Source organism: Pseudomonas sp. NY15463 (genome assembly GCF_048068415.1).
Taxonomy (GTDB): Bacteria; Pseudomonadota; Gammaproteobacteria; order Pseudomonadales; family Pseudomonadaceae; genus Aquipseudomonas; species Aquipseudomonas mosselii_C.
Map to the genome: position 1 here is coordinate 340,792 of NZ_JBLUQD010000001.1, position 24,744 is coordinate 365,535.

19 protein-coding genes are annotated in these 24,744 nt (G+C 64.7%); 7 read left to right on the forward strand and 12 right to left on the reverse strand.

Annotated elements, in window-relative coordinates; genetic code table 11:
* Window positions 1–66: 66 nt before the first annotated feature.
* Window positions 67–999 (reverse strand): LysR family transcriptional regulator, encoded by a 933-nt coding sequence (locus ACNFIC_RS01645; protein ID WP_138218150.1) that lies wholly within the window; start codon window positions 997–999, stop codon window positions 67–69.
* Window positions 1,000–1,241: 242 nt separating this feature from the next.
* A complete protein-coding gene (locus ACNFIC_RS01650; protein ID WP_416779478.1) occupies window positions 1,242–2,261 on the reverse strand; it encodes an alpha/beta hydrolase in 1,020 nt (339 codons plus the stop codon).
* Window positions 2,262–2,406: 145 nt separating this feature from the next.
* Between ACNFIC_RS01650 and ACNFIC_RS01655 the strand changes: the two genes are divergently transcribed.
* Window positions 2,407–3,291, forward strand: coding sequence for a LysR family transcriptional regulator (locus tag ACNFIC_RS01655; RefSeq protein WP_416779479.1), 885 nt, complete (start codon window positions 2,407–2,409; stop codon window positions 3,289–3,291).
* 51 nt (window positions 3,292–3,342) lie between these two features.
* Here the strand turns inward: ACNFIC_RS01655 and pncB are convergent, their stop codons facing one another.
* Both pncB and ACNFIC_RS01665 read right to left on the reverse strand, forming a co-directional pair.
* On the reverse strand, window positions 3,343–4,542 hold the full coding sequence (gene pncB, locus ACNFIC_RS01660; RefSeq protein WP_138217486.1) for a nicotinate phosphoribosyltransferase: 1,200 nt from the start codon (window positions 4,540–4,542) through the stop codon (window positions 3,343–3,345).
* Complete coding sequence (locus ACNFIC_RS01665; RefSeq protein ID WP_416779481.1) at window positions 4,539–5,189, reverse strand: nicotinamidase; 651 nt, start codon at window positions 5,187–5,189, stop codon at window positions 4,539–4,541. The genes pncB and ACNFIC_RS01665 overlap by 4 nt, the downstream gene beginning before the upstream one ends.
* A 143-nt stretch (window positions 5,190–5,332) precedes the next feature.
* Here ACNFIC_RS01665 and ACNFIC_RS01670 point away from each other — a divergent pair, with 143 nt between their 5' ends.
* Window positions 5,333–6,034 carry an NUDIX hydrolase gene (locus ACNFIC_RS01670; protein ID WP_138217488.1) on the forward strand — a complete coding sequence of 234 codons (702 nt, stop codon included), beginning with the start codon at window positions 5,333–5,335 and terminating at the stop codon, window positions 6,032–6,034.
* A 26-nt stretch (window positions 6,035–6,060) separates the two neighbouring features.
* On the opposite strand, the gene glcF is transcribed toward ACNFIC_RS01670, so the two are convergent.
* From glcF to glcD, 3 genes are read right to left on the reverse strand one after another with little or no spacing between them, the layout of a single operon-like run.
* Window positions 6,061–7,296 (reverse strand): glycolate oxidase subunit GlcF, encoded by a 1,236-nt coding sequence (gene glcF / locus ACNFIC_RS01675; RefSeq protein WP_416779483.1) that lies wholly within the window; start codon window positions 7,294–7,296, stop codon window positions 6,061–6,063.
* A 9-nt stretch (window positions 7,297–7,305) separates the two neighbouring features.
* A complete protein-coding gene (gene glcE, locus ACNFIC_RS01680; RefSeq protein ID WP_416779484.1) occupies window positions 7,306–8,352 on the reverse strand; it encodes a glycolate oxidase subunit GlcE in 1,047 nt (348 codons plus the stop codon).
* Window positions 8,352–9,851 carry a glycolate oxidase subunit GlcD gene (gene glcD, locus ACNFIC_RS01685; protein WP_138217491.1) on the reverse strand — a complete coding sequence of 500 codons (1,500 nt, stop codon included), beginning with the start codon at window positions 9,849–9,851 and terminating at the stop codon, window positions 8,352–8,354. Before glcD ends, glcE begins: the two co-directional genes overlap by 1 nt.
* A gap of 117 nt (window positions 9,852–9,968) precedes the next feature.
* Between glcD and ACNFIC_RS01690 the strand changes: the two genes are divergently transcribed.
* Window positions 9,969–10,877 (forward strand): LysR family transcriptional regulator, encoded by a 909-nt coding sequence (locus tag ACNFIC_RS01690; protein ID WP_416779486.1) that lies wholly within the window; start codon window positions 9,969–9,971, stop codon window positions 10,875–10,877.
* A gap of 163 nt (window positions 10,878–11,040) precedes the next feature.
* Window positions 11,041–11,532, forward strand: coding sequence for a GNAT family N-acetyltransferase (locus ACNFIC_RS01695; protein ID WP_138217493.1), 492 nt, complete (start codon window positions 11,041–11,043; stop codon window positions 11,530–11,532).
* Window positions 11,533–11,574: 42 nt separating this feature from the next.
* On the opposite strand, the gene ACNFIC_RS01700 is transcribed toward ACNFIC_RS01695, so the two are convergent.
* Window positions 11,575–13,755: an ATP-binding protein gene (locus ACNFIC_RS01700; protein ID WP_416779489.1), complete on the reverse strand. Its 2,181-nt coding sequence runs from the start codon at window positions 13,753–13,755 to the stop codon at window positions 11,575–11,577.
* A 311-nt stretch (window positions 13,756–14,066) separates the two neighbouring features.
* On the opposite strand from ACNFIC_RS01700, the gene codB reads away from it, so the two are divergent.
* Genes codB through codA form a run of 3 tightly spaced genes read left to right on the forward strand, consistent with a single transcriptional unit; the run spans window position 14,067 to window position 17,780 of the window.
* A complete protein-coding gene (gene codB / locus ACNFIC_RS01705) occupies window positions 14,067–15,329 on the forward strand; it encodes a cytosine permease (RefSeq protein ID WP_416779491.1) in 1,263 nt (420 codons plus the stop codon).
* Window positions 15,326–16,537, forward strand: a complete 1,212-nt coding sequence (locus tag ACNFIC_RS01710) for a PucR family transcriptional regulator (RefSeq protein WP_138217496.1) — start codon at window positions 15,326–15,328, stop codon at window positions 16,535–16,537. Before codB ends, ACNFIC_RS01710 begins: the two co-directional genes overlap by 4 nt.
* A 4-nt stretch (window positions 16,538–16,541) precedes the next feature.
* Window positions 16,542–17,780 (forward strand): cytosine deaminase, encoded by a 1,239-nt coding sequence (gene codA, locus ACNFIC_RS01715; protein WP_138217497.1) that lies wholly within the window; start codon window positions 16,542–16,544, stop codon window positions 17,778–17,780.
* A gap of 73 nt (window positions 17,781–17,853) precedes the next feature.
* Here the strand turns inward: codA and atzF are convergent, their stop codons facing one another.
* The 4 genes from atzF to ACNFIC_RS01735 form a co-directional block, all read right to left on the reverse strand.
* The gene (atzF, locus tag ACNFIC_RS01720; RefSeq protein ID WP_416779493.1) at window positions 17,854–19,620 is read right to left on the reverse strand and encodes an allophanate hydrolase; all 1,767 of its coding nucleotides are present in this window, start codon (window positions 19,618–19,620) and stop codon (window positions 17,854–17,856) included.
* Entirely contained in the window at window positions 19,617–23,216 is a 3,600-nt protein-coding gene (gene uca / locus ACNFIC_RS01725; RefSeq protein ID WP_416779495.1) for an urea carboxylase, read from the reverse strand. The genes atzF and uca overlap by 4 nt, the downstream gene beginning before the upstream one ends.
* 176 nt (window positions 23,217–23,392) lie before the next feature.
* Window positions 23,393–24,019, reverse strand: a complete 627-nt coding sequence (locus ACNFIC_RS01730) for an urea amidolyase associated protein UAAP2 (protein WP_416779497.1) — start codon at window positions 24,017–24,019, stop codon at window positions 23,393–23,395.
* A gap of 11 nt (window positions 24,020–24,030) precedes the next feature.
* Window positions 24,031–24,744: an urea amidolyase associated protein UAAP1 gene (locus tag ACNFIC_RS01735; RefSeq protein WP_416779499.1), complete on the reverse strand. Its 714-nt coding sequence runs from the start codon at window positions 24,742–24,744 to the stop codon at window positions 24,031–24,033.

The following is a 24,744-nucleotide window of genomic DNA, read 5'->3' on the forward strand; positions in this document are numbered from 1 at the left end:
AGGCGCTTGAGCGCAGACGCGGAGCAGCTGCGAGTCAGACCGCTGCTGCGCGTTGCTGCTAGCGTTCTACGCATCCACAGACTTCGTGCCATGTGCGCTCAAGCGGGGAAGCAGGTAGTCCAGTATTGCGCGAACTTTGGGAAGCCCTTCGCGGCTTTTCAGCCATACCAGATTCATCGGCAGGCCATCGGTCGCCAGATCAGGCAACACCTCGACCAAAGCGCCAGAGTCTACGTGTCGCTGAGTCAGCCAGGTGGGTAACTGACCGATCCCGTGCCCTGCCAACACTGCTGCGACTTCCCCCTCTCCATCGCCAACAGCAATACGTGGTTGCAAGGTTCGACGTTCCATCTCCCCCGAATGGCGGCCCTTGAAGAACCAGGCATTGACCGTTCCATCGCTATGCCCATAACCAACACAATGGTGATGTTCGAGTTCGCGTTCGTTCTGCGGGGTGCCGTTGCGCTCCAGGTACTGAGGGGAGGCGCAGAAGATAAGGCGCTGCGCACCAAAATACTGGTGCCCCAGATTCGATGGCCACGCGTCAGGCCCGCCAATGCGAACGACTATGTCGATACCCTCGTACGCCGGATCGATAAAGCGATCCGTGAACGATATGTGGGGTTGAAGCCTGGGATGCAGTCGCAAGAAATCCATGAGCAACGGGAGCACATGTAGCCGTCCGTAGGAGGCTGGAAGATCTATACGAACCTTGCCGTGAGGCTCATTGCCTTCAGCCACGATGGCATGCTCTACCTCTTCCAGATCCGCCAGAACGGATGTGCAGGTTCTGTAGAACACAACACCGGCATCCGTGAGTGACAACGTGCGGGTCGTACGATTGAAAAGCCGTGCTCCGAGACGAGCCTCTAGACGTGCCACGCTCTTGCTCACTGCCGAACTTGTCAAATTCAGCCTTTCAGCAGCCGCAGTGAAGCTCCCAAAGTCAGCAACAGCAACGAATACATCGATGCCTTTGAGCCGCTCGGATGAGAACATCGAAAGCCTCCATTGATGAAATTCAATCAGCTTACTTGGTAATAAATAACGAAGGTATGCCTTAAATTCACCAATGGGATAGATCACTGCGATGCGTTGGGTTTTACTGCATATCGGGCAGTCCAGTATGAAGGACCTTGCTGTATCTATTCGCCAATTTCGATCCCGCATGAACGGACGAATTTGCTGTTTGGCCACCGGCAGCACAATGGGCCGCCAAGCGGCCCATCGGCTTCATCCTCTCACTGCAAATGCACTTTCAACTCCCCAGCCGCCTGGCGCATCGCGGCCTGCACGGCCGGCACCTGGTTCAACGGGTTGAGCAGCCCGTAGTCGTGGATCATGCCGTTGTAGCGCACCGCAGTCACCGTCACGCCGGCTGCGTTAAGGTTGCGGGCATAGGCTTCGCCTTCGTCACGCAGCACATCGAATTCGGCCGTCTGCACCAGCGCAGGTGGCAGGCCCTTGAGCTGTTCGGGGGTTGCCCGCAGTGGCGATGCGTAGATCTGGCTGCGCTCGCTTGCGTCGGTGGTGTAGCTGTCCCAGAACCATTTCATCATGGCGGTGGTCAGGAAGTGCCCTTCGGCGAACTGCTTGTACGAGGCGGTCTCGAAGCTGGCATCGGTCACCGGCCACAGCAGCAGTTGGAAGCGCAGTTGCGGTGTGCCGGCCTGTTTGGCCTTGAGCGCTACTACCGCCGCCATGTTGCCGCCGACACTGTTGCCAGCCACCGCCAGGCGGCTGCTGTCCACGCCGATCTGCTTGCCGTGCTCGGCGACCCAGCGCGTGGCGGCGTACGCCTGGTTTATGGCGGTGGGGTAGTGCGCCTCGGGCGATGGGGTGTAGTCGACGTAGACCGCTACCGCACCGGAACCGACCACCAGGTCGCGGATCAGGCGCTGGTGAGTGGGGAAGTCGCCAAGTACCCAGCCACCGCCGTGGAAGAACATGAACACCGGCAGATCCCCTTTGACCTTGGCCGGGCGCACGATGGTCAGCTTCAGCGCTTGGCCGTCGGCCTGGACAGTCCGTTGGCTGACTTCGATACCTGACAGGTCGACTTTCACCGAGGCCTGGGCTCCGGTCAGCACGGCGCGAGCGTCTTTCGGGCTGAGTTGTTCGAGCGGCTTGCCGCCGCCCTGGGCGAGGGCGTCGAGGAAGGCTTGGGTGTGCTGTTCGACGCCTGGGCTGCCAGCGGCGAAGGCGCTGCTGACCGAGAGCGCGAGGAGGCTGGTAGCGAGGGTCTTGCGGACAATGTTCATGGGCGGATCCTTTGCTGTCTGAGTGTTGGAGTGGGCGTCTTGCCTGGCCTTTGTGGCCATCGCAGCGACCTGTTTGCAGATTAAGCAGGTGCCTTTGATGGAAAAAGCGGCTATAACGCGTTTGACTGTCAATCAGAGCGTGACAATGAACCCCTACGAAGACATGCGAATCTTTGCCCAGGTGATGGAGGCCGGCAGTTTCACCGCCGCCGCCGAGCGTCTGGGGCTGTCCAAACAGTTCGTCAGCAGGCGTGTGATGCAGTTGGAAGCGCGTCTTGGCGTGCGCTTGCTCAACCGTTCTACCCGGCGACTGGATGCCACCCCCTTGGGCGAGCGTTACTATCAGAATGGGCTGCGCCTGTTGGGTGAGGTGCAACTGCTGGAGCAGGACATCAGTGGGCAGACCCTGGAACTGCGTGGCACCTTGCGTTTGAGCGCACCGCTGTCATTCGCCATTGCGCACTTGGGCTGCCTGTTGACCGAGTTCTTGCAATGCCATCCTGGGGTGGATGTGGAAGTGGACTTGAGCGACCGCGCCGTGGACCTGATCGGCGAAGGCTACGACTTGGCCCTGCGCATTGGCACGCTGGAGGACTCAAGCCTGGTGGCACGGCGCATTGCGGCCGTGGAGCGGGTGTACTGCGCCAGCCCCGGTTACCTGGCGGCACGTGGTACGCCGCAGGTGCCGGCGCAACTGCGCGGGCACGATTGCTTGCCTTACGGGCATGCACGGCAGGTGCAGTGGCAGTTCAAGGGGGAGGGCAAGGCCACCAGCATCGCGGTGAGCGGGCGTATGCGCGCCAACAACGGCGAAATGCTCAGGGACGCGGCAGTGGCGGGGATGGGGATTACCTACCTGCCGACATTCATCATCGGTGAGGCCCTTGAACAAGGGCGGCTGGTGCCGGTGTTGGAGGATTGGACGCTGCCAGCACTGCAGTTGTCGGCGGTGTATCCGCAGCACCGGCAGGTGGCCCGACCGGTGCAAGTGTTCGTGGCGTTTCTGCGCGAACGGCTGGCGAGGTTGTAACGGTGTCAAAGGCCGTCACGCTGCCAAGCGTTTGGGCGTTGCAAGGAGGCCCTAGGCCAGCTTGAACACGTGCTTGAGGTAGGCCACGAAGTTCTCGTCACGACACTGGGTCTTGCCGGGGCTATCGGAAATCTTCGCCACCGGCGCGCCATTACAGGCGGTCATCTTGATCACCATGTTCATCGGCTTGACCCCGGGGATGTCGCAGGTGAGGTGTGTGCCGATGCCGAAACTCACGTGGATTCGCCCGTGCAGCGCCCGATACAGTTCGAGCATCTTGGGGAAGTCCAGGCCATCGGAGAAGATCAGCGTCTTGCTCTGTGGGTCGATGCCTAGGCGTTCATAGTGGGCAATGGCCTTCTCGGCCCAGGCCAGCGGCTCGCCCGAGTCGTGGCGCAGGCCGTCGAAGAGCTTGGCGAAGTACAGATCGAAGTCTTTCATGAACGCGTCCATGCCGATGCAGTCGGTCAGGGCGATGCCCAGCAGCCCTCGGTATTCGCGCACCCAGCACTCCAGCGCGGCTGTCTGGCTGTCGACCAGCCGCGGGCCGAGTTGCTGGTGCGCCATGAACCACTCGTGGGCCATTGTGCCGATGGGCTTGAGGTCGTATTCGCGGGCCAGGTGTACGTTACTGGTGCCCACGAAGCGGCCGGGGAAATCGCGCTTGAGGATGTGCACCACTTCTTCCTGCACCCGGTATGAGAAGCGCCGCCGCGTACCGAAGTCAGCCAGTTGCAGGGCGGCGAGTTCATCGACGCTGGCCTCGGCCTTGAGCCAGTCGAGCTTCTGGTACAGGCGCTCACCGACCTGCTCGATCACCACCTCGCGGTGGCGATAGCGGTTGCGTACCTCGCTGATGATCGCCAGCAGCGGAATCTCGAACAGAATCACATGCAGCCACGGCCCGCGCACACTGATCGCCAGCTGGCCGGCGTCGTCCAGCCCTACGTGGACGTAGCGCAGGTTGAAGCGGAACAGGCTGAGAAAGCGTATGAAGTCCGGCTTGATGAACGGGATTTTCTCCAGATACGCCAGTTGGTCGAGGGTCACCGAGACTTCGCCAAGTTGCTCGACCTGATAGCGGATCTCAGCCAGGTAAGGTGACAAGTCCTCGTCGTTGCGGCAGCGGAACTCCCACTCCACTTCGGCGTTGGGGTAGTTGTGCAGCACCGCCTGCATCATGGTGATTTTGTAGAAGTCGGTGTCCAGCAAGTTCTGGACGATCCGGGGGCCGAATACGCTGTCGCTCATGGGCGGGCCTCCTGAAGGGCGGTGAGTTGGGTATCCAGTGCCTGTTCATCGGCACACAGTACGATGCCGGCGGCCTGCATGGCTGTGCAGGCGCTGCGCGCACCTTCGGCGCTCAGGGCGCGGCAGGCGGGCAGGTAGAGCAGCACGTCGAAACCAGCACGGCGCAATTGCAGGGCTGTGGTGCGCACGCAATAGTCCAGGGCCAGGCCCCCGACGATCACCGCCTGCACCTGTTGCACCTTGAGGTATTCGATTGCGCCGGTGGAGCGGCGTTCGGCCAGGTCGTGGTAGCAAGCGCCGTAGGGGTGCAGGTCGGGCTCGATGCCTTTCCAGACGAAATAGTCGTAGTCGATGGGAGCGGGCAGGCCGGGCAGCAACTCGAAGCCGGGGGTGCCGGGAACGCAGTGGCTGACCCAGGTCAGGTCGGCATTGGCCAGGGCCAGCGGCTGTAGCATCTGCGTGTGCTCGGCCACGACCCAGGCGGCATTGGCCGGGTGGGCGTCCTTGCTGCCCAGGCGCAGGCTGGCGCGGCGGGCCATGGCGTTGAGTGCCGGGGCGATCTGCTCGCCACCGGGCACTGGCAACTCGTGGGCGGCATTGGAGGTGAAGCCGTTCTGGGCGTCGACATCGAAGCTTGCGATTTTCATCTGGGGCGTCTCCTCGGCTGGAATGGCTATATATTTCATCTGGTGAATTAAGTATGTCAAGGCTTATTTAGTATATTATTTAGCGCTTGCGTTACTTAATTGCCCTGGTGGAATATGCGCATATTGAGCAGCGGAGCCCTGAAGTGAACACAGCAGAAGTCCTGGCCAGCGTGGATATTGTCGCGCTGCGCCTGTCACCTGAGTCGCAACGTCTGCAAGTGCTGTTGCACAAGCGTGAGCGTGACCCGCATGCCGGGCAGTGGGCCTTGCCAGGCGTCATCGTCAATGGCCGTACCCCGGACAACAGCCTGGATGCCGCCGCCGAGCGGGCGTTGGCCGAGAAGGCCAGGGTGCGGCCACGGCATCTGGAGCAGGTGGGGACCGAGGGCAATGCCTTTCGCGATCCGCGCGGCTGGTCTTTGAGCACCTACTACTTGGCCTTGCTCGATCCCAGTGTCGAGGTCAGCGAGCCATCGTTGGCCTTTCACGATCTGGACAACCTGTTGAACCGTCGGGTGCTGCTGCCGTTCGATCATGGCCTGCTGGTGGAGCGCGCGGTCGAGCGCCTGGCGGCCAAGAGCCTGTACACCAATCTGCCGTTGTACCTGGCGCCGGAGCGCTTCACCGTGCTCGATGCCCTGGCGGCGATGCAGGCGTGCCTGGGTCAGGTGGTCAACAACACCTCGGTGCGCAAGCGCCTGGAGCGCATGAAGAACGAAGGTTGGGTGCAAGATACCGGTGAGAAGCACCAACCGCGCCTGGGCCGCCCGCAGCAGCTGTATCGGCATACCCCCCAGCAAGTGCGGGGCTTCATGTTCGACCGCAGCCTGTTGGCGGGCGGCTGACTCAACACGGGCCTATACGGCCGTGCTCAGGCATGCGTTGGCTGCGAGTTGAGCGCGGCTTCGACGATCTCGATCCAATGGCGTACCGGCGTACGCCCGGCGCCGTCAAGGTGGAGTTGGCAACCGATGTTGGCGGTGGCAATGAGTTCGGGGTGGCCACTCTCCAAGGCGCTGAGGCGGTTGTCGCGCAGGGTACGCGAGAGTTCAGGCTGGGTCAGTGAGTAAGTGCCTGCCGAGCCACAGCACAGGTGGCCGTCAGGCACGTCGGTGAGGTGAAAGCCCAGGCGGGTCAGCAGGTGTTCCACGGCGCCGGCAAGTTTCAATGCGTGTTGCAGGGTGCACGGGCAGTGGAACGCCAGGCGCTGTTCTGCGCACAGGCCGAGACGTTCGAGCGGCTCGGCCTGTAGCACCTGCACCAAGTCACGGGCCAGCGCGCTGACCCGAGCGGCCTTGGCCGCGTAAAGCGGGTCGCGTTCGAGCAGGTGGGCGTAGTCACGCACGAAGGCGCCACAGCCACTGGCGGTCTGCACGATCGCTTCGGCACCGGCTTCGATGGCTGGCCACCAGGCGTCGATATTGCGTCGGGCCCGTTGCAGGCCTTGCTCCTGGGCATCCAGGTGATAGTCCAGGGCACCGCAACAGCCCGCTTCTCGGATCGGCTCGACACTGATCCCCAGACGATCCAGCAAACGCGCGGCAGCCGCGTTAGTGTTCGGCGACAGGGCCTGTTGCACGCAACCTTCGAGCATCAGAATGCGCCGTGAATGACGCGGCGCGGGGCGTTGGCCTGGATCGCTTTGGGTCGCCGCGAGCGTGTCCTTCAGGCGTCCTGGCAACCATGCGTGCAAGACCCGGCCGGTGTGCGCCAGGGCTTTGAATGCGCGCGGATGCGCCAGTACCGTGCGCAGCCCGTTGCGCAGCAGACGCTGGCCAAGTGGACGCTGTACCTGGCGCGCGACCACGGCGCGGCCGATGTCCAGCAGGTCGTGGTAGCGGACCCCGGAGGGGCATGTGGTTTCGCAGTTGCGGCAGCTCAGGCAACGATCCAGGTGCAGTTGGGTGCTGGCGGTGACCGGCTCGCCTTCGAGCACCTGCTTGATCAGGTAGATACGCCCGCGCGGGCCGTCCAGCTCGTCGCCGAGTACCTGATAGGTGGGGCAGGTGGCCGTGCAGAAACCGCAGTGCACGCAGGCGCGCAGTATGCTTTCGGCCTCTTCGCCGCGTGGCAGTTGCTTGGCGATGTCGCTCAGGTGGGTTTGCATGGCGTGGCCTCAGAGGTCTGGGTACAGGCGGCCAGGGTTGAAGATGCCCTGGGGATCGAGTTGGCGTTTGAGCGCCTGGTGATAGCGCATCAGCGCGGCGGGCATTGGGGCGCTGCTCTGCGTGCCGGGTGCGTAGGCCGTGGCGTGGCCGCCGAGCCTGGCGACCAGCTCGCGAATCTGCGATGCCGGAGCCTCGGACTTGAGCCAGCGCTGGGCGCCGCCCCAGTCGAGCAGTTGCTGTCCGGGCAGCGCCAGCGGGCCGCAGGCGAGCGGCAGCGACACGCGCCAAAGCGGCGCGGCGCCTTCGAAAAACGCCAAGCGCTGCTCGCGCAGATCGAGCCAGAAGTGGCTGTCCACCGGCTCCCCACCCAGCCGCTCACGGGCTGAACGAACCGAACCTGTGCCACCTTCCAGGCGCAGGTACAGGGCTTGGCCGTCATGGCAGGCAGCGCTGATCGGTAGCGCTTGCTGGCCCCACTCGGCCAGCGCGGCCAAGGCTTGATGATCCGCCATTGCCAGGCGCAGGCTCAGGCACTCACGGGGCCGTGGCAGCACCTTGATTGACACTTCGGTGAGCAGCCCCAGGCAGCCGAAACTGCCGACCATTAGCCGCGACACATCGTAGCCCGCTACGTTTTTCATCACCTGGCCGCCAAAGCGCAGCAGTTTGCCGTGGCCGGTGATCATCCGGGTGCCCAGGACGTGATCGCGCACGGCACCGGCCCATGGACGACGCGGGCCGGACAGTCCAGCGGCGACCATGCCGCCGAGCGTTGCACCCGGCCCCAGGTGGGGCGGCTCGCAGGCCAGCATTTGCCCGGCTGCGTGCAATACGGCCTCGATGTCTTGCAGCGGTGTACCGGCGCGTGCAGTCAGTACCAGTTCGGAGGGATCGTAGCTGACGATGCCGGTGTGCCCGCGGGTATCGAGGGTCTGGCCGAGTACCGGGCAGCCAAGCATGGCCTTGCTGTTGCCGCCTTGGATGATGAGCGGGGTGCCTTGTTCGAGCGCTTGATTGACCTGCTCCAGCAGGTCCTGGCTGATATCGGCGCTCATCAGAAGCGCTCCAGGTCAGGAAACGGCAGTTGGCCATGGTGCACGTGCAGGGCGCCGAACTCGGCGCAGCGTTGCAGGGTCGGAATGTTCTTGCCTGGGTTGAGCAGGCCCAGGGGGTCGAAGGCTGCCTTGATGGCATGGAACAGGCTGATTTCGTCGCGGTTGAACTGCGCGCACATTTGGTTGATCTTCTCGCGGCCCACACCATGCTCGCCGGTGATGCTGCCACCGACTGCCACGCAGAGCTCGAGGATCTTGCCGCCGACGACCTCGGCACGCTCCAGTTCCCCCGGTAGGTTGGCGTCGAACAGGATCAACGGGTGCAGGTTGCCGTCACCGGCATGGAACACGTTGGCTACCCGCAAGCCAAATGCGCCTGACAGTGCCTGAATACCTTGCAGCACCCGTGGCAGTTCGCGGCGGGGAATGGTGCCGTCCATGCAATAGTAGTCCGGCGAAAGGCGCCCCACGGCGGGGAAGGCGTTCTTGCGTCCGGCCCAAAAGCGCATCCGCTCGGCCTCGTCACAGGCCAGCCTCACCTCGCGCGCGCCAGCCGCCATGAGCAGCGCCTCGACCCGCTCGCAATCCTCCTGCACGTCGGCTTCCACGCCGTCCAGCTCGCACAGCAGGATCGCGGCGGCGTCCACGGGGTAGCCGGCGTGGATGAAGTCTTCGGCGGCGCGTATCGCCAGGTTGTCCATCATTTCCAGCCCGCCAGGGATGATCCCGGCCTTGATGATCTCGGCCACCGCGCGCCCGGCGTCTTGCGCGTTTTCGAAGCTTGCCAGCAAGACCCGCGCCACCTGGGGCTTAGGCAGCAGCTTGACGGTGACTTCGGTGACGATACCGAGCATACCTTCGGAGCCTGTGAACAGTGCCAGCAGGTCGAAGCCTGGACTGTCCAGGGCGTCGCTGCCGAGCACCAGTTGCTCGCCTTCGATGGTGAGGATCTCGATCTTGAGCAGGTTGTGCACGGTCAGACCGTACTTGAGGCAATGCACGCCGCCGGCGTTTTCGGCGACATTGCCGCCGATGGAGCAAGCGATCTGCGAAGAAGGGTCGGGGGCGTAATACAGCCCGTGGGGCGCTGCTGCCTGCGAAATGGCCAGGTTGCGCACGCCAGGCTGCACGCGCGCGTAGCGGCCTTGCGGGTTGATCTCAAGGATGCGGTTGAAGCGCGCCATCACCAGCAGGATGCCCTGGCTCAGGGGCAGTGCGCCGCCAGAAAGCCCGGTGCCGGCCCCGCGCGCCACCACTGGCACACCGCGCTGGTGGCACAGTCGCAGCAGGGTCTGCACCTGTTCCATGCGTTCGGGCAGCACGACCAGCAACGGCATCGTGCGGTAGGCCGACAGCCCGTCGCATTCGTAGGGCTTGAGGTCTTCACTGCGGTGCACAATGGCAAGGTCGGGCAGGGCCGCACGCAGGGCCGCGAGCAGAGCGGCCTTGTCCACGTTGGGCAGCGGGCCGTCGAGGACTGAGTCGTAGAGGATGTTCATGCGGCTCCTGGGTGAATGCTGATGGTTGTCCGGTAACACGCGCACCTATGCAGCGTAGACCTACGCGCAGCAATCCCTCAGCATCGGCACCCGAACAAACCGGATTTTGGGTTCTTCATGAAAAAACTCGTACGCATGGACGATCTGCAGGTCTTCGTCAGTACCGTCGACAGTGGCAGCTTCTCAGCCGCCGCGCGGCAGTTGGATATCTCGCCGGCCTTGGCCAGTGCCGCCGTACTGCGTCTGGAGCGTAACCTGGGGATCCGTCTGCTGGTGCGCTCGACCCGGCGCCTGCGCCTTTCGGACGAGGGACTGCGTTATCTGCCCTACGCGCGGCAGGCGCTCGAAGCGCTGGATGACGGTGAGGCGGCACTGGAGCAGGGCCGGGATGAGATCGCCGGTCCCTTACGTCTGGCCCTGTCCTCGGACCTGGGGCGCAACGTCCTGTTGCCGTGGCTGGACGAGTTCCAGGCGCGCCATCCCAGGATCATCCTCGACCTGCGCCTGAGCGATCAGGTGGCAGACCTGTTCGGCGACCGCCTGGATGCGAGCATTCGCTATGGCCAGTTGGCCGACTCCAGCTTGGTGGCGTTGCCGCTGCTGCCGGACAACCGCCGTACCCTGTGCGCTGCACCGTCCTACATCGCCCGCCATGGTGCGCCGCGCACGCCGCAGGAACTGATCGGGCACAACTGCCTGCGTTATGTGATGGGCGAGCAGACCCACGACCGTTGGGGCTTTCTGACACCCGATGGCTTGCAGACGGTGGTGGTCAATGGCGACCGTGTCTGTGACGATGCCGATGTGGTGCGGCGTTGGGCGCTGGCCGGGCTGGGAGTGGTCTACAAGTCGCGCCTGGATGTACTCCAGGATCTGCGCAGCGGGCGGTTGGTGGAGCTTTTCCCCGCGCAGTACGGACTGCCGGCGCCGTTGCAACTGGTGTGCGTGCACCGCCAGGCGGTGACGCCGGCGCTACAACTGTTGCGGGGTTTCCTGCTCGAACGCTTGTCTGACCTTGGCGCTTGAGCACTGCTAGCGCGGAGGTGCTCAGCGATTCAAATCGACCACCAGGCGCTCACCCAGCTGGCTGATGGCAACGCTGCCGAGGTAATTTGGCGCACCTGCGCATTCACGGCGCGCATGCATTACCATGCCGACTTTTGTCGTTCATCTGCCAGGAGCCCCGCGCATGACTACCCTGCATTTTCGTCAGCCCACGCTAGAAGACGCCGAGCGTTGCCACGCAATCGAAATCAGCGCCTATGAGGGTGACGAGGCCGCGACCCTGGAGAAGATCCGCACCCGCATTGCGCAGTACCCGGAGGGTTTCTTGTTGCTGGAGCGCCAGGGCGAGATCATCGGCTTTATCAACAGCGGCTGCGCCTTCACGGTGGAGATGGCCGATGAGGCATTCAAGGAACTGGTCGGGCATGACCCGGCAGCGCCGAACGTGGTGATCATGTCGGTGGTGGTGGATCCCGCGCACCAGGGGCAGGGCTACGCGCGGCGGTTGATGGACGCGTTCATCCAGCGCATGAACGCGCTGCACAAGCAGAGCATCCACCTGATGTGCAAGGAGCAGCACGTCGAGTTGTATCGCCGCATGGGTTACCAGTACGTGCAGCCATCGCCGTCCGAGCATGGCGGGATGGCCTGGCACGAGATGCTCATGCGGCTCTGACCGCCCTCGAGAGGGGCCGGTCGCAGGCGTGGCCGCGTGGACTCAATTGGCGCCCAGCACTTTGCCCAGCAGCGCGCACACCTGTTCGGCCGAGTAGGGTTTGGCGAGGAACTCGAAACCTTGGTGCCCGCCCTCGGCGATCGCTTCGCTATAGCCGGAGGTGAGGATCACGGGTAGGTGCGGGTGGCTCTGGCGCAGCTCGTGGCCTAACGCCAGGCCACCGATACCTGGCATCACCACGTCAGAAAACACCGCGTCGAACGGATCGACGGCGCTGGCGATCTGGCTGAGTGCGTCTTCGGCGCTGGTTGCCCAACTGATCACGTAGCCATGCTCGCGCAGGATCTGCGCGCTGAAACTGCCTAGATCGGGGTTGTCTTCTACCAGCAGGATGCGTTGCCTCTGGCCGTGGGGCACCAGGGTGGTGGCGGGGGCATCCGGGGCCGTTGCGGGCGCTGCTGCCTGCGGCAGGTACAGGGTGAAGGTGGTGCCTTGGCCCTCCACACTGCTGACCAGTACGTCGCCACCGGACTGCCGGGCGAAGCCGAACACTTGGGAAAGCCCCAGCCCCGTGCCCTGGCCGGCCGCCTTGGTTGTGAAGAACGGGTCGAAGATGCGCTCCAGCAGGTGCGGGGCGATGCCGACGCCGGCGTCGATGACCGAAATCGCGGTGAATGGTCCGGGGTGCGGCGGCTGGTCGTGCTGCGCGGGCATCTGCTGGTCTGGTTCCAGGCGCAGGCGCAGGGTGCCCTCGCCGTTGAGCGCGTCGCGGCCATTGATGATCAGGTTGATGATGGCGGTTTCCAACTGGCCGAGGTCGGCGTGCACGTGGCAGGGCGCCTCGGGCAACTCCAGCTTCACCTGAATGCGTGCGCCAGTGGCGCTGTCGAGCATGTCGGCCATCGCCTGTAGCCGCGCACCGGCATCCAGGACTTGTGGGCTCAGGGCCTGGCGGCGAGCGAAGGCGAGCAGTTGGCCGGTCAGCTGGGCGCCGCGATCGACGGTGTCGGACATGGTCTTGAGGTAACGCGTGCGGCGGTTTTCGTCGAGGTCCGGGCGTTGTAAAAAATGCAGCGACGAGCGCAGGATGGTCAGCAGGTTGTTGAAGTCGTGGGCCACACCGCCAGTGAGCTGGCCAATGGCTTCGAGCTTCTGGGCCTGACGCAGTACCGCTTCGGTGTGCAGCAGTTGGCCGGTGCGCTCCTCGACGCGTTGTTCGAGGGTGGCGTTGAGGGCTTCGAGGGCCGAGATGGCCTGACGCACCTCAGTATGCGCCTGGACCCGTTGGATATGCGCCCAGCAGCGTTCGGTAACCTCGCCAATCAGGGTCTGCTCGTAACGGCTCCAGATACGCGGAGCCTTGTCGTGGATGGCCATCAAGGCGGTCAGGCGGCCGTCCTTGATCAGCGGCATGCAGATGGTGGCGGTGACGCCGATGGCCTGGAAAGTCGCCGACTCGCGGGTCGGCAGCTGTGTGAGATTGTTGTCGATCACCAGTGGCAAACCGGCACGCAGGCGGCTGACGGCCAGGCGACCGAAGTCGGCCAGGCGGTATTGGCCCAGCAGCCTCGGCGAACCCGCCGCGACCCAGTCGCCGCAGATGGTGAAACCGTCCTGGTCAGCGTCCATCACGGCGTAGGCACAGCTTGACAAGTGCAGGTGTTCGCCCAGCAGTCGGGTGGTGGTTGCCATGATGCGTTCGGGATCGGTGGCGCTGGCCGCGGCTCGCCCGAGGCTGTCGAGAAAGTTCAAACGCCGGTTGGCGACCACGCTGGCTGTGGTCTCGGTGACCGTGTTGAGCATGCCGACCACCTGGCCGTGATGATCGCGGATGGGACTGTAGCAAAAGGTGAAGTAGGCCCGCTCCGGGCTACCGTGGCGCTTGATCAGCAGCGGGAAATCTTCGATGAACACCGCCTCGCCGCCTAGCGCACGCATCGCCATGCGCTCGATATCGCTCCAGGCTTCTCGCCAGACTTGGCTGAACGGGCGTCCGAGTGCCGAAGGCTTACCCCCGAGGATCTGCGCGAACGCGTCATTGTGCAGGGTGAGCAACTGTTCGCCCCACAGCACTGCTTGGGGAAAGCGTGAGGCCAGGCACAGCGCCACGCTGGTCTTGAGTACGTCCGGCCAGTCGTCCAGCGGGCCGAGAGGCGAGGCGCTCCAGTCGTGATTACGGATGCGCTCAGCCATGAGCCCGCCACCTTCAAGCCATTTCGCCATGATGCCTGTATCTGTCCTTGAATGAGGTCATCAGGGTGCACCCGTCAGCGCGACTTGGCGAGTGATTTGTGTCATGCGCGCGCCGTTGGCGAGGTGTCCTTGGCCTGGCGCACACGCGCATGCCTTTGGTGCAGGTGCGCCCGAAATCAGGTCATACTTCACAGGAATTTAGGCTCGATCAAGATGAAAATGTGCAACATGACCATTGTTCGTTGTGCCGAGCGCACGTGATTATCGCCTGCTCCCGGTGTTACGCAACCGGCCCGCATCTTGCTCCTGTAGTGGCCGTCATCCACCCGGAGCCCCGTGTCATGAGCGCATCCACTGAATTTCCGTTGTCCGAAGCCCCGCAGTCCTCGCGCAAAGGGCTGCTGCCCATTACGATGGTGTTGTTCAGCTTCACCTTCTTCACCGGCACCATGTTCGCAGGCGGCAAGCTGGGCATGGCCTTCAATTTCGTTGACATGCTGTGGATCGCCGTCATCGGTAATACCCTGCTGGCCTTGTATGCAGCCGCGCTGGCGTTGATCGCCTCGCGCAGCGGCTTGAACACCGTGCTGATGGGGCGCTTTTGCTTCGGCGAAGCCGGCAGCCGGCTCTCGGACATGTTGCTGGGGTTCGCCGAGCTTGGCTGGTATGCCTGGGGTACGGCCACGGTGGCGATCGTACTGGTCAAGCTGCTGGGCCTGGCCGAAGGTTTCAGCGTGCCGCTGATGGTGTTGTTCGGTCTAGGTTTCAGCCTTACCGCGATCATCGGCTTCAAGGGGCTGGATGGGCTATCGCGGGTGTCCGTGCCGCTGATGTTCGCCTTGCTGCTGGTTTCGATGTACATCGCCACCGGTGATGCCGGTGGTTTCGCCGGGCTGGCTGCGGTCGTCCCGCATGAGAGCCTGACCTTCTCGGCAGCGGTGACCATGGTCTTCGGTACCTTTGCCAGTGGCGCCACCCAGGCGACCAACTGGACCCGCCTGGCGCGCAGTGGCCGCGTCGCGGTAGTGGCAAGCGTCGTTGCGTTCCTGCTTGGCAACGGCTTGATGGTGGTGGCCGGTGCCTGGTGCGCTATGGTCTACCAGCAGGCCGACATCGTCGAAGTGATGATGCTCCAGGGCCTGTCGTTCGCGGCGGTGGTGATGCTGTGCCTGAACCTCTGGACCATCCAGGGCCCGACCATCTACAACGTTTCGGCCGCCGCCTGCCACCTGCTGCGCAGCGAACGCCGCCGCACTGCGACATTGTTGGCGGCAGCGCTGGGCATCGTGCTGGCGATTGGCGGCATGTACGAGATGCTGATTCCGTTCCTGGTGCTGTTGGGTTCGATCATTCCACCGGTAGGTGGGGTGATCATGGCCGACTTCTGGTATCGCCACCGTGGCCAGTACCCGGCGCTGGCTGGCGTGCAACTGCCACGCTACAACCTGATCGGGCTGTGCGCGTACGTCGTGGGCGCGGTGCTGGCCTACAGCTCGCCGTGGGTCGCGCCACTGGTAGGCATCGGCGCTTCGGCGGCTTGCTACATGCTGTTGCTGCAACTGGGCCGACGGGTCGCCGTGGGCCAGGCGCGAATCGAGCCGTGAGCCTGACCCTGGGCGAAATCCTGCGCCTGCCGGGCCTGGAGGCGATGTGCGTGCGCGCAGGCGCAGGCAACCTGCAGCGGCGGGTGCGCTGGCCCTACGTGGCCGAGAACGAGGGCATCGCCGAATGGGTGATGGGTGGTGAGTTGGTGTTCGTCACCGGCATCAACCATCCTCGCGGCGAGGCCAACCTGCTGAGCCTGGTTGAGGATGGCGATGCGGTTGGCATCGCCGGCTTGGTGATCCTTACCGGCGGCAGCTTTCTGCATGATATCCCGACTGCCGTCATCGACCGGGCCGAGCAGTTGGGCTTGCCGCTGATCGAGCAGCCATATGCGCTGAAGATGGTGGTGGTCACCCATCTGATCGGCACGGCGCTGGTGCAGATGGCCCAGGTACGCCGTACCCGTGATGACATCCTTGGGCAGTTGCTGACCGGCGACTACCCAAGCCTGGCTATCGCCCGTCAGCGCGCGGCACACCTGGCGCTGGACGAGCCCCGGCTCGTGGTCGCGCTACGCCTGAGTGGCGTCGAAGGGCTGTTCGAGCGGCATGGGCTGGCGCAGGGCGAGCGTGTCTGGCAGGCGACCCAGCAGGGCGTGGAAAACCATCTCGAAAGCTGGTGCGCAGCTCACCCCGGGGCAATCATGGCGCAGTTGCCGGGTGACCTGTTCGTGCTGTTGCTGGCGGCAGCGCCCGGCTTGCACGCCAGCCTTGCCGATCTGTACCGTGCACTGCTCGGGACGGCGGGGGCGTTGGGCCTGAACATGGGCTTGTCGAGCCTGGCCACTGATTGCAGCCAATACCGCAGGGCCCTGGAGCAAGCGCGCCAGGCACTGGAGGTGGCGCAGAACCTGCGCCCGGCCAACGGCCTGTGCGATTTCAGCGAGCTGGGCGTGCTGCGCTTGTTGCAAGGCGTCGGCGACCGCTCGCTGATCGACGACTTCGTCGCCCAGACCCTCGGCCCGCTGGTCACACCCGCTCGCAAGCATCCCCATGTGCTGGTGCATACCCTCGACGCCTTGCTCAAGGAAAACGCCAATGGCCTCAAGGCTGCCCAGCGTCTGGGCTTGCACCGCAACACCCTCAATCAGCGTATTCAACGTATCGAACAACTGAGCGGGCAATCCCTGGACGACCCGCTTTTTCGCATGAACGCATCGGTCGCCCTGTTGGTATGGCGCATGCGTGAAGCCCAAGGCAAGGAGTAACCCCATGAACATCATCAACGCACGCCTGCGCGGCAAACCCGGCCTGCACCGCATCCGCTTGGACGCTGAGCGCATCGCGGCTATCGAGCCGCAGGCCGAGGTACTGGCAGCTTCCACCGACGATCTGGACGCCAAGCAGAACCTAGTCGTGGCGCCCTTCGTCGAGCCACATATCCACCTGGACGCGACCCTGACAGCCGGCGAGCCGAAGTGGAACATGAGCGGCACCCTGTTCGAGGGGATCGAGCGCTGGGCCGAGCGCAAGGAAATCACCACCCACGAAGACATAAAACACCGTGCAAGGAAGACCATCGACATGCTGGCCGACCATGGCATCCAGCACGTGCGCACCCACGTCGATGTGACCGATCCCAAGCTCACCGCGCTCAAGGCTATGGTCGAGGTGCGTGACGAAGTGCGCCACCTGATCGACCTGCAGATCGTCGCCTTCCCGCAGGAGGGCATTGAGTCCTACGCCAATGGCCGTGCGTTGATGGAGCAAGCGGTGGCCCTTGGCGCCGATGTGGTCGGCGGCATTCCACATTTCGAGAACACCCGCGACCAAGGCGTGTCCTCGGTGAAGTTCCTGATGGAGCTGGCCGAGCGCACTGGTTGTCTGGTGGATGTGCACTGCGATGAGACCGATGATCCGCAATCGCGCTTTCTCGAAGTGTTGGCCGAAGAAGCCCGGGTGCGCGGCATGGGCGCGCGGGTAACCGCCAGCCACACCACCGCCATGGGCTCCTACGACAACGCGTACTGCTACAAATTGTTCCGCCTGCTCAAGCTGTCGGGCATCAACTTCGTTTCGTGCCCGACCGAGAGCATTCACCTGCAAGGCCGTTTCGACAGCTATCCCAAGCGCCGCGGCGTGACCCGCGTGGCCGAGATCGACCGCGCCGGGATGAACGTATGCCTGGGCCAGGACTCGATCGTCGATCCTTGGTACCCGCTGGGTAACGGCAACATCCTGCGGGTCCTGGAAGCCGGGCTGCATATCTGCCACATGCTCGGCTATGAAGACTTGCAGCGCTGCCTGGACCTGATCACCGACAACAGCGCCCGCACCCTGAACCTGGGCGAGCGTTATGGCATCGAAGTCGGTCGGCCGGCCAACCTGCTGTTGCTGTCGGCACCGGATGACTACGAGATGGTGCGTAGCCAGGGCCATGCGCTGGTGTCGGTGCGCCATGGCAAGGTACTGATGCGGCGCACACCCTCACAGGTCGAGCGCTTGGCCTGATACGCCCGCTGCATGCAGGCTCCCACGTCCATCGATCAGGATGGGTGTGGGGGCTCATCGCACGCTACGCGCCTCAGGTAGCCGAACCTTGCAACCACGCGCGCCAGCCGCCGAAGGCGCTGATGTCCTGCGCACCTTCAAGCCCTGCACCTTCGCAGATGAACCCGGTTTCCCAGCGCCCATCGGCCAATTGCACCTTGCCCAGCCCCAGCGGCGCTGGAATGCCGTCGAGGAACGAGCCCAGCTCGGCACTCGGCAGCTCCCACACCTCCACCGCGATTGCTACCCCGTGCTGCGCTACCCGGACCATGCCCGGACGCTGCACCGGCCCTCCGGGCAGGGCGTACAGGCGATAGCGCGGTGCACTGTGGGTGGCCTCCAGGAGGCGCCCGCCGCGTTGGCTCAACTGCCCGTTCAGGGGCAGCCCCGCCATATGCGCACCGCACACCACCACCCGGGTACGCTCATGACGTGCCGCACGGCCAATCGCTGCGCCGCCCTGGTAGTGGTGCGCCAGGCTAAGCAGGTACTGATCGGTGAAGGCTCGCCCGAACAGTGTGATGCCCCACGGCAGGCCATCGGCTAGGTTGGCGCTGGGCACGGCCACGGCGGCGTAGTCCAGCAGGTTCATGAAATTGGTGTAGTAGCCCAGCTCGGCATTGCGCAGCACCGGCTCCTGCTCCAGTTCGCGTAGGGTCACCGCACGCCCGATGGTTGGCGTGAGTACGCAGTCCAGGCCCGCCATCAGCCGGTCGCATTCGGCCTTGAGCTGCTGCAAGCGGTACTGGGCGCGGAAGGTGTCCACCCCGGAAACCTGTGGCGCCTTGGCCAGTACGGCGTGAATCACCGGCAGCACGGCCTCGGGCTGCTGTTGCGCGAGGTCTCCCACCACGCTGTAGCGCTCGGCTACCCAAGGGCCTTCGTACAGCAGCCGGGCGGCTTCGAGGAACGGCGCGAAGTCCAGCGTCACCGCCACGCCGCCGAGTGCTTGCAGGCGCTCGACGGCGGCCTGGAACAACCCAGGGCCTTGTGTGCAGCCGAAGAACTCCAGGTGTTGTGCGGCCGGTACGCCGAAGTGGAACGGGCGCACGTCGCCAAAGCTGGTAGCCGCGTTCCAGGCAGGGTTGGCGCGGCTGTAGGCGTCGACAGGGTCCGCCTGCGCGAGCAGCGCCAGTAGTTCGCTGGCCTCGGCTGCCTCGTGGGTGAAGGTGGTTACGCAATCCAGGGTGCGGCAGGCTGGCACCACGCCTGCGGTGCTCAGCAGGCCCTTGCTGGCCTTGAGCCCGACCAGCCCGTTGAGGGCCGCTGGCACCCGCCCGGATCCGGCCGTATCGGTGCCCAGCGCGAAGCTCGCCAAGCCCAGCGCCACGGCCAGCGGCGAACCTGCGCTGGAGCCGCCGGACGGATAGTCCGGGTGCACGCTGTTGCGGCAGGCGCCGTAGGGCGAGCGGGTGCCGTTGAGCCCGGTGGCGAACTGGTCGAGGTTGGTCTTGCCCAGCGGCACGGCACCCAATTCGATCAGTTGCCGCACCACCGTGGCCGATCGCTCAGGCACATAGGCGAAGGCCGGGCAGGCGGCCGTGGTGGGAATGCCGGCCAGGTCGATGTTGTCCTTGATCGCGAACGGCACGCCGTACAATGGCAGGTCCTGCGGCGTGCGAGCCTCCAGCGCGAGCAAGTAGGGCTCTAGCTCCTCGGCGCTGAGCAGGTGGATGAACAGGCAGAAATCCGGGTTCAGTCGCTCGGCTTGCTCGCGCAGTGCCAGGATCAGTTCGCGGGGCGTGGTCTGGCCGCTGCTGTAGCGGGCTTTCAGCACATTCAGGCGCAGGTCTTGTTTCATGCGGGTTCTCCTTCGGTCGGTTCGGCATGCACCACGACGATCACTTGCCCCGCGCGCACCGCGGTACCGGGCGCCACGCGGATTTCGCGCACACGGCCGGCGCAGGTGGCTTGCACCGGAATTTCCATTTTCATCGACTCCAGCACCACCAGGGTGTCGCCGGGGGCCACCTGCTCGCCAAGGCTCACCTGCACTTGCCACAGGTTGCCGGCGATGGGGCTTTCGATACCGGTGTGCCCGGCGGCCAGTGGCGCCTCGGCGGACACCGGGGCGCAGGCCTCGGTGCTTTCGAAGTGCGCCTGCCCGCTGTCCAGCCAACGCTGGCGCTCGGCGCCGAAAGCCGCTTGTTGTCGGGTGCGGAACTGCTCGATGCCGTTGGCGTGTTCGGCAAGCAAGTCCTGGTAGTCGGCCAGGCGTAGGCGGCTGTGCTCGATGTGCAGCGCGAAGCGGCCCAGCGGGAAGTCGCGGCGGATATCCAACAGTTCTTCAGCGCCCACCGGGTAGAAGCGAATCTGGTCGAAGAAGCGCAGCAACCAAGGCTTGCCATCGAACGCGGCGACCTGGCGGTAGCGGTTCCACATCTGCAAGGTGCGACCAACGAACTGGTAGCCACCGGGGCCTTCCATGCCGTACACGCACAGGTAGGCGCCGCCGATACCGACGGAGTTCTCGGCGGTCCAGGTGCGTGCCGGGTTGTATTTGGTCGTCACCAGACGGTGGCGCGGATCCAGCGGGGTCGCCACTGGTGCGCCGAGGTACACATCGCCCAGGCCCATGACCAGGTAGCTGGCCTCGAACACCGTGCGCTGCACCGCGTCCAGGTTGGGCAGGTCGTTGATGCGGCGGATGAACTCCAGGTTGCTCGGGCACCAGGGCGCGTCCTTGCGCACGGTAGTCATGTATTTTTCGATGGCCAACTGGCAGGCCGGGTCGTCCCAGGACAGCGGCAGGTACACGATGCGCGACGGCACCTCCAGGTCCTGTGCGGTGCACACGGCAGCCCACAGCTCGCGGACCACGGCCAGCAGATGCGCCAATGCCAGGGTTTCGGGCTGGTAGTGCACTTGCAGCGAACGAATCCCCGGCGTCAGGTCGACGACCCCGTCCAGCGCCCTGGCTTGCAGGGCTTGCATCAGTGCATGACCACGGAAACGCAGCACCAGGTCCAGCTCGGCGGCGCCGATCTCCAGCAACAGGTGGGTGTCACCGGACAGCCGCGCAACCAGGCGCGTATCGTCCTGACCGATATCCAGCACGATGGGCGATTGCAGCGCTCCGGCAACGGGCGAGGCGGGCACGTACTCGCTGACCGGCAGTAAGGCCAGGCGGCGCGCCTCGGCCAGATCGACAGGCATGAAACGCACCTTGTCACCGGCCTTGAGCTGGCCTAGCTGCCACAGGTCGGCCTCGATTACCGTGACCGGGCAGACGAACCCACCGAGGCTCGGGCCGTCGGGGCCGAGGATCACCGGCATGTCGCCGGTAAAGTCCACCGCGCCAATGGCATACGGGTTGTCGTGGATGTTGGATGGGTGCAGGCCGGCCTCGCCACCGTCCTCGCGGACCCACTCAGGCTTGGGCCCGATCAGGCGCACGCCGGTACGGCTGGAGTTGAAGTGCACTTCCCAATCGGTGCTGAAGAAGGTCTGGATATAGCCTTCGGTGAAGTATTCCGGTGCGCCGTGAGGGCCGTAGATGACGCGGATCTGACGGGTGTCTGGCAATCCGGGTTGGGCGGGCAGGGTGGCGCCGCTGCTGCGCTCAGTCAGCGGCGCCAGGTGCAGCACGTCCCCGGCGCGCAGGGCGCGGCCGGCATGCCCGCCGAACTGGCCGAGGGTGAAGGTGCTTTTGCTGCCCAGGTAGTCCGGCACCTGTATGCCACCGCGCACGCACAAGTAGCTGCGCGCACCGGGGCCGGCGATGGCGCCTATCGCCAAAACGCTGCCTGGGCCGATCGCCAGTGCGGTGTTCAGCGCTACAGGCTGGCCGTCGAGGGTCAGCGGCACCTCGGCACCGGTTACCGCCACGACAGCGTGGGTGTTGAAGCGCAGCGTAGGGCCCGCCATGGTGACCTCCAGGCCCGCCGTGCCTTCGGCGTTACCCAACAGCAAGTTGCCCAGGCGCAGTGCACGGCTATCCATCGGCCCAGACGGCGGCACTCCCACGGCCCAGTAACCGAGGCGGCCGGGGTAGTCCTGTACGCTGGTCTGAGTTCCGCCGCTGAGCACTTCGAGGGTGTCTGCCTGGTAGACCAGCGCTTCCAGGCACCGGGTCCAGGGCTCGCCATTGGCGAACGGGGTGTCGGCGAGGATCTGGCGCAGGTAGTCGCGGTTGGTCTGCACGCCGTACAGGACACTGTGCGCCAAGGCGTTGTCGAGCTGACGGCAGGCTTGCTCGCGATCATCGGCCCAGGCGATCAGCTTGGCGATCATCGGGTCGAAGTACGGCGGAATTTCGCAGCCAGCCTCAACCCAGGTGTCGATGCGCAGCGCCTGGCCATCGGCAGGTGGAAACTCGACGCAGGTCAGCAGGCCAGGGCTTGGCTGGAAGTCCTTGCCTGGATCTTCGGCGTACAGTCGCGCCTGCACCGCATGCCCGCGCGGGCGCAGGCCGGCGCGCAGGCTGTCGAGCGGCGGCAGGTCGCCGGCAGCGAGCTGGATCATCCAAGCTACCAGGTCGACGCCCCAGACTTGTTCGGTGACGCCGTGCTCCACCTGCAAGCGGGTGTTCACTTCAAGGAAGTAAAAACGTTGCGCATCGCTGTCGAAGACGAACTCGACGGTACCGGCGCTGCGGTAGTTCACCGCTTTGGCCAGCGTGATCGCAGCCTCGCACAGCGCTTGGGCCATGCCGGCTGGCAGGTTCGGTGCCGGGGTTTCTTCCAGCACCTTCTGGTTGCGGCGCTGCACCGAGCAGTCGCGCACGCCCAGGGCCAGCACCTCGCCTGCGCCATCGCCGAACACCTGAACTTCGAGGTGGCGAGCGCGCTGGATGTATTTCTCGATGAACACTCCGGCGTCGCTGAAGTTGTTCTGGCCCAGGCGCTTGACGGTCTCGAACGCATCGCGCAGCTCAGCGGCATCACGGCATACACGCATGCCGATACCACCGCCACCTGCGGTGCTCTTGAGCATGATCGGGTAGCCCACCTGTTCGGCGGCGCCCAGGGCGTCGTCGAGGCTGGCCAGCAGTTCGCTGCCTTCGAGCAGCGGCACGCCATGCTGGCGGGCCAGGGCGCGCGCGGTGTGCTTGAGGCCGAACACCCTCAGTTGCTCGGGCGTAGGGCCGACGAAGGCAATTCCGGCGGCTTCGCAGGCCTCGGCGAAGGCGGCGTTTTCGGACAGGAATCCGTAGCCTGGGTGAATGGCTTGGGCGCCGCTGGTCTTGGCGGCGGCGAGGATCTTCTCGACCACCAGGTAGGTGCTGGCGGCCGGGCCATCGCCCAAGCTCAGGGCCTGGTCGGCTTCAAGCACGTGGCGACTGGCGAGGTCGGCGTCGGCATACACCGCAATGCCCTTGACGTCGAGGGCGCGCAAGGTGCGTAGCACCCGGCAGGCAATGGCGCCACGGTTGGCGATGAGCAAGGATTCGAACATGACAACGTCCCCTGGAGGCGTCTGGCTGCCTCGGCTGGGTTGCGGGTCGTCCCGCAGTTTCATGGCTGCCCTGGGGTCGTCCCCAGGCAGGGGCTACGCGTTACGGGCGGGCGCGAGGCCTGCACGGAACACGCAGGCAGCGAACACGGCCAGGCGCAGGCGCGCGAACAGGCGGCTCAGTCCCATACCAGCACCTGCGCGGGGGTAGGGTTGTAGCCGTTGCAGGGGTTGTTCAACTGCGGGCAGTTGGAGATCAGCACCATCACGTCAATCTCGGCGCGCAGCTGCACGTACTTACCGGCCCCCGAAATGCCGTCTTCGAAGGTCAGGCCGCCTTCAGGGGTGACCGGTACGTTCATGAAGAAGTTGATGTTGGGGCTGATGTCGCGCTTGCCCAGGCGCCCGTCGTGGCAGCAGGCGCGCAGGTAGTTGTCGCGGCAGCTGTGCATATGGCGCTTGTCCAGGGCGTAGCGCACGCTGTTGCTCTCCTGGGCGCAGGCGCCGCCAAGAGTGTCGTGGCGACCGCAGGTGTCCTCGGTGATGGTCAGCATCGGTCGGCCGAGGTTGGAGTACAACACGCTGCCGGCGCCCAGGTAGACATTGCCCTGGTTGCGCAGGGTGCGCTGCACGTCGTAGCGCTCGCGGGGGTTGGCGGTGCTATAGAACAGTGTGTCGATGGCTTGGTTGCCTTCCAGGTCGAGGATGCGCAGGGTCTGTCCAGCCTTGACTTCGGCCAGCCACGGTTCGCCAGCAGGAATGGTCGAGCACGACATCGCGTGTTCGGGCAGCAGGGGGGCAGTCATGGTCCAGGTCCTCAGGCGAACAGGCGGTGGGTATTGATGAAGCCACGCGCGTTCTCTGGGCGCGAGGTGCGGCAATGCTCGGCGACGCTTTCGTCGGCGTGACTGAACGTCAGTTGCACGGGTTTGGGCGCGTAAGCGGGCGCGGGGTCCATCGGGTGCTGCAGGGCGGTCACTACGAACAGCGTATCCATCGGTGCGTACAGCTCGATGTAGTCACCGGCCTTGGCATTGCCGCAGGCAAAGTGCAGCGTACCGTCGGCGGCCACGTCGACCCGGCTGAACAGGTTGAGCGGCATGCTCAGGTCCGACAGCTGCAAGTCCCACTTGCCCATTTCCACCAGCAGGTTGTCGGTGCCATTGCGAAAGAAGCCGTTGCGCAGCTCCTGATAGCGGCCTTCGCCGTACTTGGCCTGTACCTCTTGGGCGTTGAGCACTCCGCCGATACTGTCGCTCCAGCCGCAGGTGTCATGGGTGATTGCCGCCAGCACCCGGCCCATGTCCGAGTACAGGCAATGGCCGGCGGTGAGCTTGGCGGTGTGCTGGCACTTGAGGCTGTCGGGCAAGTTGAGCCGTTCGCTTTTCTCGTGGGCGTTGAACAGCATCAGGCTGACGTTGGCGCCGCCTTGCAGGTCGGTAAAACGCACCAGCTGTCCGCGTTTGAGGACGAACGAGAGGTGGCCGCCGCCGGGCAGGTGCTCTTGGGCGAAAGATTGCGGATCGGTCAT